At 63.2% G+C, this 14291-nt stretch carries 13 protein-coding genes and 1 tRNA gene; 3 read left to right on the forward strand and 11 right to left on the reverse strand.

What is annotated here, in order from left to right; genetic code table 11:
- Window positions 1-130: 130 nt before the first annotated feature.
- The 11 genes from QTH97_RS12415 to uvrB all read right to left on the reverse strand — a co-directional run bounded on the left by QTH97_RS12415 (window position 131) and on the right by uvrB (window position 10788).
- Window positions 131-1303, reverse strand: a complete 1173-nt coding sequence (locus QTH97_RS12415) for a porin (RefSeq protein ID WP_286568453.1) — start codon at window positions 1301-1303, stop codon at window positions 131-133.
- 905 nt (window positions 1304-2208) lie between these two features.
- Window positions 2209-2283, reverse strand: a tRNA-Val gene (locus tag QTH97_RS12420).
- A 66-nt stretch (window positions 2284-2349) separates the two neighbouring features.
- Window positions 2350-3069: a DNA polymerase III subunit epsilon gene (dnaQ, locus tag QTH97_RS12425; RefSeq protein WP_286568455.1), complete on the reverse strand. Its 720-nt coding sequence runs from the start codon at window positions 3067-3069 to the stop codon at window positions 2350-2352.
- Entirely contained in the window at window positions 3069-3407 is a 339-nt protein-coding gene (fdx, locus tag QTH97_RS12430) for an ISC system 2Fe-2S type ferredoxin (RefSeq protein ID WP_286568456.1), read from the reverse strand. The genes dnaQ and fdx overlap by 1 nt, the downstream gene beginning before the upstream one ends.
- A gap of 8 nt (window positions 3408-3415) precedes the next feature.
- Complete coding sequence (gene hscA / locus QTH97_RS12435; protein ID WP_286568458.1) at window positions 3416-5272, reverse strand: Fe-S protein assembly chaperone HscA; 1857 nt, start codon at window positions 5270-5272, stop codon at window positions 3416-3418.
- A 4-nt stretch (window positions 5273-5276) separates the two neighbouring features.
- A complete protein-coding gene (gene hscB, locus QTH97_RS12440; RefSeq protein ID WP_286568717.1) occupies window positions 5277-5795 on the reverse strand; it encodes a Fe-S protein assembly co-chaperone HscB in 519 nt (172 codons plus the stop codon).
- A gap of 60 nt (window positions 5796-5855) precedes the next feature.
- A complete protein-coding gene (gene iscA, locus QTH97_RS12445; protein WP_286368289.1) occupies window positions 5856-6179 on the reverse strand; it encodes an iron-sulfur cluster assembly protein IscA in 324 nt (107 codons plus the stop codon).
- 1 nt (window position 6180) lies between these two features.
- A complete protein-coding gene (gene iscU / locus QTH97_RS12450) occupies window positions 6181-6594 on the reverse strand; it encodes a Fe-S cluster assembly scaffold IscU (RefSeq protein WP_286568460.1) in 414 nt (137 codons plus the stop codon).
- A gap of 18 nt (window positions 6595-6612) precedes the next feature.
- A complete protein-coding gene (locus tag QTH97_RS12455; protein WP_286568461.1) occupies window positions 6613-7833 on the reverse strand; it encodes an IscS subfamily cysteine desulfurase in 1221 nt (406 codons plus the stop codon).
- A gap of 71 nt (window positions 7834-7904) precedes the next feature.
- Window positions 7905-8441, reverse strand: a complete 537-nt coding sequence (iscR, locus tag QTH97_RS12460) for a Fe-S cluster assembly transcriptional regulator IscR (RefSeq protein WP_028253560.1) — start codon at window positions 8439-8441, stop codon at window positions 7905-7907.
- Between the two features lie 229 nt (window positions 8442-8670).
- The gene (gene uvrB, locus QTH97_RS12465) at window positions 8671-10788 is read right to left on the reverse strand and encodes an excinuclease ABC subunit UvrB (protein WP_286568462.1); all 2118 of its coding nucleotides are present in this window, start codon (window positions 10786-10788) and stop codon (window positions 8671-8673) included.
- 109 nt (window positions 10789-10897) lie between these two features.
- On the opposite strand from uvrB, the gene QTH97_RS12470 reads away from it, so the two are divergent.
- From QTH97_RS12470 to QTH97_RS12480, 3 genes are all read left to right on the forward strand, one after another.
- A complete protein-coding gene (locus QTH97_RS12470; RefSeq protein WP_286568463.1) occupies window positions 10898-12094 on the forward strand; it encodes an amino acid aminotransferase in 1197 nt (398 codons plus the stop codon).
- 157 nt (window positions 12095-12251) lie between these two features.
- Complete coding sequence (locus QTH97_RS12475) at window positions 12252-13655, forward strand: polyhydroxyalkanoate depolymerase (protein WP_286568464.1); 1404 nt, start codon at window positions 12252-12254, stop codon at window positions 13653-13655.
- Window positions 13656-13659: 4 nt separating this feature from the next.
- On the forward strand, window positions 13660-14286 hold the full coding sequence (locus QTH97_RS12480) for an RnfABCDGE type electron transport complex subunit B (RefSeq protein WP_286568465.1): 627 nt from the start codon (window positions 13660-13662) through the stop codon (window positions 14284-14286).
- The last annotated feature ends 5 nt before the right edge of the window (window positions 14287-14291 follow it).

Consider the following 14291-nt stretch of genomic DNA (forward strand, 5'->3'; position numbering starts at 1 on the left):
CTCTCCCTGGGCTAGCCCGTGAGTTCGCCCAAACAATCTACTCGCGACTAACGCGAAAAAAGGCCGGCAGACTTTCGCCGGCCAGCCTGCTGGAACTATCTAGCGGCGTTGAATGCCGCCAGATATCCGATTAGAACGAGTGACGCATGCCGATGTCGTAGCCGGTAGAGGTCTTGGCAGTCAATGGAATGTTGCCAATACCGGTGATGAAGCCCGGGCCACCCACCGCAAGCTCAGCTCCGTTCTTGTTATTCACGCGAGCCACCGTCGTATACAAGGCAGTGCGCTTGGAGAGGTTGTGCACATAGCCGATAGCGAGCTTGTCGGCCTTTGGCTCGTAGCCTGAATCAACCGTGTTCCGATACCTGACTGCCGAGTAGGAAGCGCGAATCAGACCTGGACCGACGGGGACGCTCACGCCGAGCAATCCGCCCCGGAAACCGGGCTCCGGCAAGTTGAGGTCAAACGCCGGATTGCTCGAGTTCGACTTGACCTTGTTGTCGGAGTACTCGCCAAAGAGCTTCACCACATTCAAGTCGTACGAAGCGCCAAGGTTCCACGTGTTGAGCGTGGTGTTCAAGCCTGCACTGAAGTCAGAGGCAATCGTGCTTTCACCGTAGGCCAGTGCGACATCGACGGGGCCAGTCGCATAGCCGATGCGGCCGCCGATGTAGCGACCCGTACGTTGGTACCGCGGCTCGTTCGGCGTGAACGCGGCCGGAGCGTACTTGTGCTTCTCGTTGAACACGTACATGACCTGACCGTAAAAGCCACCCAGGTTCGGCGGCAGGAAGTAGCCGATCGAGTTGCTCGCGCGAGTGTAGTTGTCATTGGCCCAGTCGCCGCTCTTGCTGGCAGTCGAGATCAGGTTGGTGCCCACGCCATTGGTGCCGAATGGATCGAACACGGTGTCGTTCCAGTAGGTCGGGGTGTAGTCGCGACCGGCACGCAACTCACCAAATGCGCCCGACAGGCTGATCGTCGAACGACGGTTGAACTGGAGTCCACCACCGGTCGCAGTGCCAGTGCCCTCGTCATTGTTCAGGCCAGCTTCGAGCCAGAAGCTGGCCGCCAGACCACCACCGAGGTCTTCCGCACCACGGAAGCCCAGACGACTGGCGTTGTAGCCCGAATTGTTGAGGGCAGTCTGGCTGAGAGTGGCGCTTTGACCGGTAAGCTCTTCCGACTTGTTCGAGTAGCCACTGACGGCGCCGTCAACCACACCAAACAGCGTGACAGACGACTGAGCCGAGGCGGCGCCGGCGACAGCCAGAGCAGCCAAGGCAACCAGAGATTTTTTCATTGCAGGTTTCTCCAAGTTAAACATAGGGCTCCGGTTCGAAGGGCTCACCGTGACTGGCACTTTTGTGCTCCCACTGGACCCCGGGCCAACCTCCTTGCGGGAAGTTGTCGCTATTGCATCAGGGGGGGTTCTCTTGGGCGTGGACAGTCATGCCGACTCATCCAGTAACCATGCAGAGTCAACCCTCGTGTTTGGAGAATCCGTTGTGGGAGTACGACAAGACTGCGTAGCGATAGAGCATGTCTGCGAAGTCGCTCCGTTCAGCAGTGCGCGTGTGAGTGAAGCTATGCCGAATCATTTACGGCGAACTTTCTCTTGATCCAGTGATTCGATAGGCGCGCGATCCACGACAGTGAAAGCCCTTCAATTCGACGCGTGAACTGAATGCCATTTCCGATGCCGAGTCACGCCGATGCCATCCGACATCAATTCGACAGGCGCCGTGGCGTGACGCGCAAGGCAATGGGACCGGGTGCCGCCGAGCAGTGCTCGGCCTCGCTCACCCGGACGATCGCCTCCCGCATCAGGCCGCAGTGCGACGGCAACCATCGGGCACACAGGCACGGTGCATTGCCGCGAACCTTGACGCACCTGCAACCAGTGGCACAAGGGACGCTACCGATCGATCGACCCTCCGGGCCGAGCCATTCCGAGGGAAGCGCCGAGAAGCGGCCCGCATCCAGTATCCGGGTGTTCATCGGCTCTTCGTCGAGAGCAGTTGCTGCAAGATGTTGTTTCCGTCGGGACGACGCGCCAGATGGCCTGATGGCAGCGCTGCGTGCATGAGTACTCCCTTGCCACCGGGGAATCCCACGATCCTTCACGGAAAGCGATCCGCAATGCATCGGACGCGACCGCGCGTCACGTCGATGCAGTTCGACGCAACAACTTGACGAAGGGGAATTTGGTGGGCGGTGGAGGCTTCGAACCTCCGACCCCAGCAGTGTGAATGCTGTGCTCTACCCCTGAGCTAACCGCCCGCGGCGCACATGCAGGTGACATGCGCCTTTTGGAATTCTTCGCGCCGTATGGTGCGAAGCCTGCGATTATGCCACAGCTTTTTCAGCGATCTGGCGAAAAAGCGTCCTACCGTTGCTCGACTTGTCGAGTTGCGCCAGCACTTCCTCGTGCGCCGAAAGTTCGTGCTCGGTCGCGACGAGCACCGGCAACTGGAACGTGCTCAGGTCCACCGTGATGACGATGCCTTGCGTCGGCTCGTTCGTCGCCACGTCGATCAGGAGTGCGTCCTGTCCGCGCGTCAGATTGATGTAGACGTCGGCCAGCAGTTGCGCGTCGAGCTTCGCGCCGTGAAAGGTGCGGTTCGAGCGGTCGACGCCGAAGCGGTCGCACAGCGCATCCAGCGAGTTCCTCTTGCCGGGGTACACCGTCTTCGCCATCGCGAGCGTGTCCGTCACCTCGCCAACGAAACTCCGCAGCGGCGGCAGGCCGGCGAGCTCGAATTCCTTGTTGAGGAAGCCGACGTCGAAGGCCGCGTTGTGAATGATCAGTTCGGCGTCACGCAGGTACTCGACGATGTCGTTGCCGAGCGTCGCGAACTTGGGCTTGTCTCGCAGGAAATCCGTCGTCAGGCCGTGCACCTTGAGCGCGTCCTCATGACTTTCGCGCTCGGGGTTGAAGTAGATGTGCAGGTCGTTTCCGGTGAGTTTCCGGTTGTATAGCTCCACGCATCCCAGTTCGATGATGCGGTCGCCGTTCTCCGCCGAGAGGCCTGTGGTTTCGGTGTCGAGAACGATCTGCCGGGTCATCAGTGATTTTCTTTCGCGTGATTGATCGAGTATTTGGGAATCTCGACGGTCAGGTCCGTCTGCGCCAGGATGGCCTGGCAGCTCAGGCGCGACTGCGGCTCGAGGCCCCAGGCGCGGTCCAGCAGGTCCTCCTCGCCCTCTTCGGCTTCATTGAGCGAGCTGAGGCCCTGCCGCACGATGACGTGGCAGGTGGTGCAGGCACAGCTCATCTCGCATGCGTGCTCGATGTTGATGTGGTTCTCGAGCATGGCCTCGCAGATAGAGGTGCCGGCAGGCGCGCTGATCTCTGCGCCTTGCGGACAGTACTCTGGGTGGGGAAGAATCTTGATCGTGGGCATGGAGGGTTCTACAGGGATTCGATCTGTCGGCCGGCGAGCGCACGCGCAATGCCGGCGTTCATGCGCTGGGCAGCGAAAGCCTCCGTGCCGTCCGCCAGCGCCTTCGTCGCGGCTTCGACCACGGCAGCGTCGCTGGCGGATCGCGCACTGCGCAGCCCTTCCATCAACGCCCCGATCGCGCCGCGCTCTTCAGGCGTCAAGAGCGAGCCATCGGCGTCGAGCGCGCTTTGCGTGGCCAGCAACATGCGATCGGCGTCCACGCGCGCCTCGACCAGCGCACGCGCCTGCATGTCCTGCTGGGCGGTCGAGAAGCTCTCCTGAAGCATGGCCGCGATCTGGTCATCGGAAAGGCCGTAGGACGGCTTGACCGTGACACTCGCTTCCACGCCGCTGCCCTGCTCCTTGGCGCCCACGCTGAGGAGGCCGTCGGCATCGACGGTAAAGGTGACGCGGATCCGCGCAGCGCCGGCGGCCATCGGCGGAATGCCGCGCAGCTCGAATCGCGCCAGGCTGCGGCAATCCGCGACGAGGTCACGCTCGCCCTGCACCACGTGCAGGGCCAGGGCGGTCTGGCCGTCCTTGTATGTCGTGAAGTCCTGGGCCATCGCCGTCGGAATGGTCTGATTGCGCGGCACGATGCGCTCGACCAAGCCACCCATCGTCTCGATACCGAGGGAGAGCGGAATCACGTCGAGCAGCAGCAGGTCATCGGCGCCGCCGTTGCCGGCCAACTGATTGGCCTGGATCGCCGCGCCGAGCGCGACGACTTCATCGGGATTGAGATTGGTCAGCGGATCGCGCCCGAAGAAATCACCGACGGCGTGGCGAATCTGCGGCATGCGCGTGGCGCCGCCGACCAGCACGATGCCCTGCAAATCCGCGGGCTGAAGGCGTGCATCGCGCAACGCCTTGCGTACCGCCGTGATCGTGCGTGCCGTGAGGCTCGCCGTGGCGGCATCGAATTGAGCGCGCCGGACCTCGAAACGGAGTTCCCCCGCCACCAGCCTTGCAACGAACTCGGCCGACTCGGCGGAAGACAACGCCTCCTTGGCGGCCCGCGCCGCCACCAGCAGTGCGGCCCTGTCGGCATCGCCTTGCGCCTTGCGGCCGGTCTGCGAGAGAGCGAACTCGGCCAACGCGTGGTCATAGTCGTCGCCGCCGAGCGCCGAGTCGCCGCCCGTGGCGATGACTTCGAAGACGCCCTGGGTGAGTCGGAGGATCGAGATGTCGAAGGTGCCACCGCCAAGGTCATAGACGGCGTAGACGCCTTCGCTTGCGTTGTCCAGCCCGTACGCGATCGCCGCCGCCGTCGGTTCGCTGATCAGCCGCAGCACGTTGAGGCCGGCGAGCTGAGCAGAATCCTTCGTGGCTTGGCGCTGGCCTTCGTCGAAGTAGGCGGGCACCGTGATCACGGCGCCGTAGAGTTCGTCGTCGAAGGTGTCTTCGGCGCGGTATCGCAAGGTCGCGAGGATCTCGGCGCTCACTTCGATCGGCGACTTCTCGCCCGCCACGGTCTGCACCTTGACTTCGCCGTCATCGCCGCTCAGGTGATAGGCCATCGCGTCGCGATTGGCGATGTCTCGGATGCCCCGCCCCATCAGGCGCTTGACGGAGGTGATCACATTGGCTGGATCGGCGGCACGCGCGGCCAGCGCGTCGAATCCGATCTGGCGCCGCTCCTTGTCGAGATAGCGCACCGCTGAAGGCAGCACCACGCGGCCTTCCGCATCGGGAAGGCATTCCGCGACACCGTTGCGCACCGCGGCCACCAGCGAGTGGGTCGTGCCGAGGTCGATGCCGACGGCGATGCGGCGTTGGTGCGGATCGGGCGCCTGGCCGGGTTCTGAAATCTGAAGCAATGCCATGGCGCTATTGTCCCCACTGATCGGACTTGGTTTCGATATCTTCGGCAAAGCGCTCTATGAACATGAGGGCTCTCACCTGACGCGCTGCCGCGGGGTAGTCGCCTTTTTCATCGATGAGCCAATCCAGCGACGACAGCGCCCGGGCCCGACCGGCTTCCACTTCGGCCCGAAGCTTGTCGAGCGCGTCGACGTCGCTCGCCTCGTCCAGCTCTTCCCGCCATGCCATCTGCTGCATCAGAAAATCCGACGGCATCGCGGTGTTGTGCTCCGCGTTGATGGGGGAGCCGTTCAACTCGCACAGGTATGTGGCGCGCCTGATCGGGTTCTTGAGCCGCTGGTACGCCTCGTTGATGCGCACCGACCACTGCATGGCCACTCGCTGCGCCGCGGCACCCTGTGCGGCAAAACGGTCGGGATGGGCCTCTCGCTGCAATTCCTTCCAGCGTGCGTCCAGCGCAGCGCGATCCTGCGCGAAAGTCGCCGGGACGGCGAAAAGTTCGAAGTCGGTGTCGTTCAGATTCATGGCGTTAAAAAGCCGCCAGCACATGACATGGTGGCGGCTCGGGCGCAAGGCCGGCGGGGATCAGATGCGAAAGCTTTCGCCGCAGCCGCAACGGTCGCGTTCGTTCGGATTGTTGAACTTGAAGCCCTCGTTGAGGCCCTCGCGAACGAAGTCCAACTGCGTGCCGTCGATATAGGCCAGGCTCTTCGGGTCGACCAGGACCTTCACGCCATGATCCTCGAACACCACGTCTTCGGGCGCGAATTCGTCCACGTACTCGAGCTTGTAGGCCAGGCCCGAGCAGCCCGTGGTCTTGACGCCCAGCCGCACGCCCACGCCCTTGCCTCGTTTGCCGAGGTAGCGTGTGACGTGGCGCGCGGCCGATTCGGTCAGGGTCACAGCCATGTCAGTGAACGGCTTCCGTCGTCGTGGCGCCCGCGCCATGCTTGGCCTTGTAGTCGCTGACGGCCGCCTTGATCGCGTCTTCCGCAAGGATCGAACAATGGATCTTGACGGGCGGCAGCGCGAGCTCTTCGGCGATCTGCGCGTTCTTGAGCGCAGCCGCCTCGTCGAGCGTCTTGCCCTTGACCCATTCGGTCACGAGCGAGGACGAGGCGATCGCCGAGCCGCAACCGTAGGTCTTGAAGCGCGCGTCTTCGATCACGCCTGTTTCCGGGTTGACCTTGATCTGCAGCTTCATGACGTCGCCGCAGGCCGGAGCGCCGACCATGCCGGTGCCCACCGAGTCGTCGCCCTTTTCGAACGAGCCGACGTTGCGGGGATTTTCGTAGTGGTCAATGACCTTGGATGAGTAAGCCATGGGGTACCTCTTTGAGCTTTAGTGAGCCGACCACTGGATCGTGCTGATATCGATGCCGTCCTTGAACATCTCCCACAGCGGGCTCAGTTCACGGAGCTTGGCGACGTTGTGCTTGATGGTGGAAATCGCATAGTCGATTTCTTCCTCGGTCGTGAATCGGCCGATCGTCATGCGCAGGCTGCTGTGCGCAAGCTCGTCGCTGCGGCCCAAGGCGCGCAGCACGTAGCTGGGCTCGAGGCTGGCCGAGGTGCACGCGGAGCCGCTGGAAACGGCCAGGCCCTTGATGCCCATGATCAGGGACTCGCCCTCGACGTAGTTGAAGCTCATGTTCAGGTTGTGCGGAACACGGCGCTCGAGATCTCCGTTGATGAAGACCTGCTCCACATCCTTCAAACCGTTGAGAAGACGCTGCTGCAGGGCGTGGGCCTTGGCGATGTCTTCCTTCATTTCGAGCTTGGCGAGACGGAAGGCCTCGCCCATGCCGACGATCTGGTGCGTGGGCAGAGTGCCCGAGCGCATGCCGCGCTCGTGACCACCGCCGTGCATCTGGGCCTCCAGCCGGACACGGGGCTTGCGGCGAACGTACAACGCACCGATGCCCTTGGGGCCATAGGTCTTGTGCGAAGCCAGGCTCATCAGGTCGATCGGCAGGTTCTTGACGTCGATGTCGACCTTGCCGGTGGCCTGGGCAGCGTCGACATGGAAAATCACGCCCTTTTCACGGCAGATCGTGCCCAACGCGACGACATCCTGGATCACGCCGATTTCGTTGTTCACGAACATCACGCTCGCCAGGATGGTGTCCGGGCGAATGGCGCCCTTGAACGCCTCCAGATCGAGCAACCCGTCCTCCCGGACGTCCAGGTAGGTCACTTCGAAACCTTGGCGTTCGAGTTCACGCATGGTGTCGAGCACCGCCTTGTGCTCGGTCTTCACGGTGATCAGGTGCTTGCCCTTGCCCTTGTAAAAGTGGGCCGCGCCCTTGAGAGCGAGGTTGTTGGATTCGGTGGCACCGGACGTCCAGACGATTTCGCGCGGATCGGCACCGATCAGTTCGGCCACGTCGACGCGAGCCTTTTCCACGGCCTCTTCCGCTTCCCACCCCCACGCATGGCTGCGCGACGCCGGGTTGCCGAAATGCTCGCGCAACCAGGGAATCATCGCGTCGACGACGCGCGGATCAACGGGCGTTGTCGCGCCGTAATCGAGGTAGATCGGGAAATGAGGAGTGACGTCCATGGCTGGCTCAGGCTGGCGTGGGGTTTATCTTTTTCGAAGCAGTTCGATTGGCGCCCGAAGGCGCCGCTGGATCACGATTTGGCGAAGGCGTTGCCCAGCGCAAAAACGGAATTCGGCGCATTGACGCGGATCGGCTTGACCACCGGCTGGCTGGAGATCGCACGCTTCACGGCCGGCTTGTTCTCGATCTGCACGCCCTTGGCGATCTGGTCGTCGACCAGCTTCTGCAGTGTGACGGAATCGAGAAACTCCACCATGCGCTGGTTGAGCGAGGCCCAAAGCTCGTGGGTCATGCAACGGCCCGCTTCGCCGAGGCAGTTTTCCTTGCCGCCGCACTGGGTGGCGTCGATGGGCTCATCGACGGAAACAATGATGTCTGCCACGGTGATATCCGCAGCCTTGCGGCCCAGCGAATAGCCGCCGCCGGGGCCGCGGGTCGACTCGACCAGTTCATGGCGACGCAGCTTGCCAAACAACTGCTCGAGATACGACAACGAAATCTGCTGCCGCTGGCTGATTGCGGCCAGCGTGACCGGACCGGTGTTCTGGCGCAGTGCCAGGTCGATCATGGCTGTAACCGCAAAGCGGCCTTTGGTAGTGAGACGCATCGCAAGCTCCTTGTGTGCTTACCGTTGAAATGACACCTCGGCGCGGGGCCTCGGTGACGTCGTCTCCGCCCTGCCCGACTCCGGCCTTACTGGTGAACCAGTTATTAGGAGTCGGCCCTTCATCGCGAAGTTTCTTTGTTGTTGAGTATTTCGCTCAAGTATAACAGAAGGCCCTCCGGCCTGCTGGGGTAAACCCGATTGCAGCCCGGCAGCCACTTGGGCGGTCGCGTCAGGCGGGCGGGATGACGACGTTGTCGTGGCCGGGCCCGCCGAAAGCCTGTTCGCGCAAAGACGCAAGCTGGTCGCGCACACGGGCCGCTTTCTCGAACTCGAGGTTGCGCGCGTGCTCGAGCATGGTCTTCTCGAGCCGCTTGATTTCTCGGGCAATGTCCTTTTCGGACATGTCCTCGACCTTGGCGCGTTCGAGGTCGCGCTTGGCGGCCTCCTTGCCCGACTTCTCGCTGTAGACGCCGTCGATCAGGTCGCGAACCTGTTTCACGATGCTGCGCGGCGTGATGCCGTGGGCCTCGTTGTGAGCAACCTGCCTTGCGCGGCGGCGCTCGGTCTCGTCGATGGCCTTCTTCATCGAGTCCGTCATGCGATCGGCGTAAAGGATGGCCTTGCCGTTCAGATTTCGCGCCGCCCGGCCGATGGTCTGGATGAGCGAGCGCTCGGCACGCAGGAAACCTTCCTTGTCGGCGTCGAGGATCGCCACCAGCGAAACCTCGGGAATGTCCAGCCCCTCGCGCAGCAGGTTGATGCCGACCAGCACGTCGAAGGTGCCAAGCCGCAGATCGCGCAGGATCTCGACGCGCTCCACGGTATCGACGTCGCTGTGCAGATAGCGCACCCTGACACCGTTGTCGCCCAGGTAGTCCGTCAGCTGCTCGGCCATGCGCTTGGTGAGCGTGGTGATCAGCACGCGCTCGTTCTTGTCGACCCGAAGCCGTATCTCCTGCAGGACATCGTCGACCTGATGGGTGGCGGGCCGAACCTCGACCTCGGGGTCGATCAGGCCGGTCGGCCGCACGAGTTGTTCCACCACGTTGCCGGCGTTGTCTTTCTCGTACTGTGCCGGCGTGGCCGAGACGAAGATGCACTGGCGCATGCGCGTCTCGAACTCCTCGAACTTCAGCGGCCGGTTGTCGAGCGCCGACGGCAGGCGGAAGCCGTACTCGACCAACGTGGTCTTGCGCGCGCGGTCGCCGTTGTACATGCCGCCGAGCTGGCCGATCATCTGGTGGCTCTCGTCGAGGAACATCAGCGCGTCCTTCGGCAGGTAGTCGGTCAGCGTGGCCGGCGGCTCGCCCGGCGCTGCGCCCGACAGGTGGCGCGTGTAGTTCTCGATGCCCTTGCAGTGGCCGATTTCGGCAAGCATCTCGAGGTCGAAGCGGGTGCGCTGCTCGATGCGCTGCGCCTCGACCAGCTTGCCTTCCCCGACAAAGAACTTGAGCCGCTCGTCGAGCTCGAGCTTGATGGTTTCGACCGCGCTAAGCACCTTGTCGCGCGGTGTGACGTAGTGGCTGGAGGGATAGACCGTGAAACGGGGGATCTTCTGCCGAATGCGCCCCGTGAGCGGATCGAACAACTGCAGCGTCTCGATCTCGTCGTCAAAGAGTTCGATGCGGATCGCCAGCTCGCTGTGCTCGGCCGGAAACACGTCGATCGTGTCACCGCGCACGCGAAAGGTGCCGCGCGAGAAGTCCTGTTCGTTGCGCGTGTACTGCATGCGGATCAAGCGCCCGATGACGTCGCGCTGGCCGATCTTGTCGCCCACCCGCATGATGAAGCGCATCTGCGTGTAGTCCTCCGGCGTGCCGATGCCGTAGATCGCGCTCACGGTCGCCACGATCACCGTATCACGCCGCTCCAGCACGCTCTTGGTGGCCGACAGGCGCATCTGCTCGATGTGCTCATTGATCGAACTGTCCTTCTCGATGAACAGGTCGCGTTGGGGCACGTAGGCCTCGGGCTGGTAATAGTCGTAATAGCTGACGAAATACTCGACCGCGTTCTTGGGGAAGAACTCGCGGAACTCGCTGTAGAGCTGCGCCGCCAGGGTCTTGTTGGGAGCGAACACGATCGCCGGCCGGCCGAGACGCGCGATCACGTTGGCCATGGTGAAGGTCTTGCCCGAACCGGTGACGCCCAGCAGCGTCTGGAACACTTCGCCGTCCTGTACCCCCTCGACCAGCCCGGCGATCGCCGCCGGTTGATCGCCGGCGGGCGGATAGGGCTGGAACAGCTCGAACGGCGACCCCGGAAACGTGATGAACTCGCCCTGCTTTGCGGGGCCCACGGGGTCGGCGTGTTGCCGCTCTGGAATGACTTCGGAGGTTTCTGGCATGGCGTGACTCTGGGAGGTGATGGCGCGGCCGGTAAAATTCAAGCGAACCGGGCAGCGTAACGCAGGTCCGGCGTCCACGCGAACCGATCACCCCCAAAGGACTTTTCCAATGTCAATGTTCACCGCCGTCGAGATGGCGCCACGCGACCCGATCCTGGGACTCAACGAGCAATATGCCGCCGATAGCAATCCGAATAAGGTCAACCTCGGCGTGGGCGTGTACTACGACGACAACGGCAAGCTGCCCCTGCTCTCGTGCGTGCAGGCCGCGGAAGCCGACATGATGAAGGCGCCCAGCGCACGCGGCTACCTGCCCATCGACGGCATCGCCGCCTACGACAACGCGGTGAAGGGCCTTGTCTTCGGCGCCGACAGCGAGCCTGTGAATTCCGGCCGCGTCGCGACCATCCAGGCCATCGGCGGCACGGGCGGCCTCAAGGTCGGCGCGGACTTCCTGAAGAAGCTCAACCCGTCCGCCACGGTGCTGATCAGCGATCCGAGCTGGGAAAACCACCGCGCGCTGTTCACCAACGCCGGTTTTGAAGTCGAAAGCTACCCGTATTACGACGCGGCCAAGCGCGGCATCGACTTCGAAGGCATGCTCGGCGCGCTCAAGGCGGCACCAGCCGGCACCATCGTCGTGCTGCATGCCTGTTGCCACAACCCGACGGGTTACGACATCACCGCTGCCCAGTGGGATCAGGTCATCGCAACCGTCAAGGCCGGCAACCTGACCCCCTTCCTCGACATGGCCTACCAGGGATTCGGCCATGGCATCGCCGAGGACGGCGCGGTGATCGGCAAGTTCGTCGAAGCCGGCCTGACCTTCTTCGTGTCGACCTCGTTTTCCAAGAGCTTCAGCTTGTACGGCGAACGCGTGGGTGCCCTCTCTGTCCTGTGCGAAAGCAAGGAAGAAGCGGCGCGCGTGCTGTCGCAGCTCAAGATCGCCATCCGTACCAACTACAGCAACCCGCCGATTCACGGCGGTGCGGTGGTGGCCGCGGTGCTCAACGACCCGGCGCGCCGTGCCGTCTGGGAAAAGGAACTCGCCGAGATGCGCGTGCGCATCAAGGCCATGCGCCAGAAGCTTGTCGACGGCCTCAAGTCGGCCGGCGTGAAGCAGGACATGAGCTTCATCACCACCCAGATCGGCATGTTCAGCTACTCGGGCCTGACCAAGGACCAGATGGTGCGCCTGCGCGAGGAATTCGGCGTCTACGGCACCGATACCGGCCGCATGTGCGTGGCGGCGCTCAACAGTAAGAACATCGACTACGTCTGCCAGAGCATCGCCAAAGTGCTCTAAACCATGACGGCGGCGCGGGCAACCGCGTCGCCGCTTTCGGGCGGTTTCGTGGAGAACTCACGAATGTCGCGGCCGCGTCAGTTTCGTGGGGCGGTTCCCCTATTTCGAGCACCGAGCTACTGATATATTGCATTGCAATAACTATCTGGCCCCTCCGATGCTCTACCAACTTTACGAAGCACAGCGCTCCCTCATGGAGCCGTTTGCAGACTTCGCGCAGGCCGCCTCCAAGCTTTACGGCCAAGGCGCCGTCTTCGGGCAGACACCGATCGCCCAGCGCATGGCCGCCGGGTACGACCTGCTCTACCGACTGGGCAAGGACTACGAAAAACCGGAATTCGGCATCAAGACGGTCAAGGTGGACGGCCACGACGTCGTGATCCACGAAAGCGTCGAGATCGAGAAGCCCTTCTGCCAGTTGCGCCGCTTCAAGCGCTTCACGGACGAGCCGCACATTCTCCATAAGCTGAAGAGCCAGCCCGTCGTCCTGATCGTGGCGCCGCTTTCAGGCCACTACGCGACGCTGCTGCGCGACACCGTGCGCACGATGCTGCAAGGGCACAAGGTCTACATCACCGACTGGGTCAATGCGCGCCTGGTGCCGCTGTCCGAGGGCGAATTTCACCTCGACGACTACATCAACTACGTCGAAGACTTCATTCGCTACCTGCAGGCCGAATACGGCAACTGCCACGTGATCAGCGTCTGCCAGCCCACCGTCCCCGTACTGGCGGCCGTGTCCCTGATGGCCAGCCGCGGCGAGAAGACGCCGCTGTCGATGACCATGATGGGTGGCCCCATCGACGCGCGCAAGTCGCCGACCGCCGTCAACAACCTGGCGATGAACAAGAGCTTCGAGTGGTTCGAGAACAACGTGATCTACCGGGTGCCTGACGGGTTCCCGGGTGCAGGTCGCCGCGTGTATCCCGGCTTCCTGCAGCACACCGGCTTCGTCGCGATGAACCCGGACCGCCACGCGAGCAGCCATTACGACTACTTCAAGAACCTGATCAAGGGCGACGACGCAAGCGCGGAGGCGCACCGCACCTTCTACGACGAGTACAACGCCGTGCTCGACATGGACGCGGACTACTACCTCGACACGATCCGCACCGTGTTCCAGGATTTCGACTTGGTGAACGGCACCTGGGAAGTCAAGAGCCCCGAGGGCGTGCGCGAGCCCGTGCGTCCGCAGGACATTCGCTCCACCGGCCTGCTGACCGTCGAAGGCGAGCTCGACGACATTTCCGGCTCCGGCCAGACCCGCGCTGCGCACGAACTGTGCACCGGCGTCTCTGCGGATGAACAGCGCCACTACGAGGTGAAGGGCGCAGGCCATTACGGCATCTTCAGCGGGCGCCGTTGGCGCGAACAGGTCTACCCTGAAGTGAAGGCCTTCATCGAAGCGCACGACAAACCGCAGAAGCGCGCCGACAAATCGACCGTGCTGACGGCGGAAGACACCATCAGGCCATCCGCAGCGCCGAAGAAGCGTGCTGCCGCTGCGCGGAAGACGGCGCCGGCGCGCCAGTCGCGTTCGACCGCACGCAAGTCCCCATGAGATCGTGAACACGCTGGCCGCGCGCCTCCTGGAGGCGCTGCCGCAAACGCAGTGCACACGCTGCGGCTATCCGGATTGCGCGGGTTACGCACAAGCAATCGCAGCCGGCGAGGCGAGCATCCTTCAATGCCCGCCGGGCGGCGCCGAAGGGGTGGCACGACTTTCACGCATCACCGGCAAGCCGGTCCAGCCGATCGATGCCCAGTTCGGCGTCGAAGGGCCGCGGGCCATGGCGGTGATCGACGAAGCCTGGTGCATCGGCTGCACCTTGTGCCTCGATGCATGCCCGACCGACGCGATCCTGGGGATCCACAAGCGCATGCACACCGTGATCGAGGCGCATTGCACGGGGTGTGAACTCTGCATCCCGGTCTGTCCCGTCGACTGCATTTCGCTCGAAGTGGCGACGCCCGGCCGAAGCGGATGGCACGCCTGGTCGCAAGCGCAGGCGGACCATGCACGAAGCCGCTATGAAGCGCACGACCGGCGGCGCAAGAAAACCGAAGGGCCCGTCAAGGCACCGGAGAGTCCATCGGAAACGCCGCCCCCGACAGACCGCAAGCGCGCCATCGTCGAGGCCGCGCTAGCCCGTGCACGTGCCGCCAGCGCGGCCAGGACAGGAATCAAATAGCCGGC

It is taken from the genome of Variovorax gracilis (genome assembly GCF_030317115.1).
GTDB classification, from domain to species: Bacteria; Pseudomonadota; Gammaproteobacteria; order Burkholderiales; family Burkholderiaceae_C; genus Variovorax; species Variovorax gracilis.

Bases quoted from the DNA above. Each gene is read 5' to 3' on its own strand.
- hscA (WP_286568458.1), bottom strand. From the start codon at position 5,272: ATGGCATTGCTTCAGATTTCAGAACCCGGCCAGGCGCCCGATCCGCAC.
- QTH97_RS12470 (WP_286568463.1), top strand. From the start codon at position 10,898: ATGTCAATGTTCACCGCCGTCGAGATGGCGCCACGCGACCCGATCCTG.
- fdx (WP_286568456.1), bottom strand. From the start codon at position 3,407: ATGCCCACGATCAAGATTCTTCCCCACCCAGAGTACTGTCCGCAAGGC.
- hscB (WP_286568717.1), bottom strand. From the start codon at position 5,795: ATGAATCTGAACGACACCGACTTCGAACTTTTCGCCGTCCCGGCGACT.
- iscU (WP_286568460.1), bottom strand. From the start codon at position 6,594: ATGGCTTACTCATCCAAGGTCATTGACCACTACGAAAATCCCCGCAAC.
- iscR (WP_028253560.1), bottom strand. From the start codon at position 8,441: ATGCGTCTCACTACCAAAGGCCGCTTTGCGGTTACAGCCATGATCGAC.
- QTH97_RS12455 (WP_286568461.1), bottom strand. From the start codon at position 7,833: ATGGACGTCACTCCTCATTTCCCGATCTACCTCGATTACGGCGCGACA.
- QTH97_RS12475 (WP_286568464.1), top strand. From the start codon at position 12,252: ATGCTCTACCAACTTTACGAAGCACAGCGCTCCCTCATGGAGCCGTTT.
- dnaQ (WP_286568455.1), bottom strand. From the start codon at position 3,069: ATGACCCGGCAGATCGTTCTCGACACCGAAACCACAGGCCTCTCGGCG.
- QTH97_RS12415 (WP_286568453.1), bottom strand. From the start codon at position 1,303: ATGAAAAAATCTCTGGTTGCCTTGGCTGCTCTGGCTGTCGCCGGCGCC.
- iscA (WP_286368289.1), bottom strand. From the start codon at position 6,179: ATGGCTGTGACCCTGACCGAATCGGCCGCGCGCCACGTCACACGCTAC.
- uvrB (WP_286568462.1), bottom strand. From the start codon at position 10,788: ATGCCAGAAACCTCCGAAGTCATTCCAGAGCGGCAACACGCCGACCCC.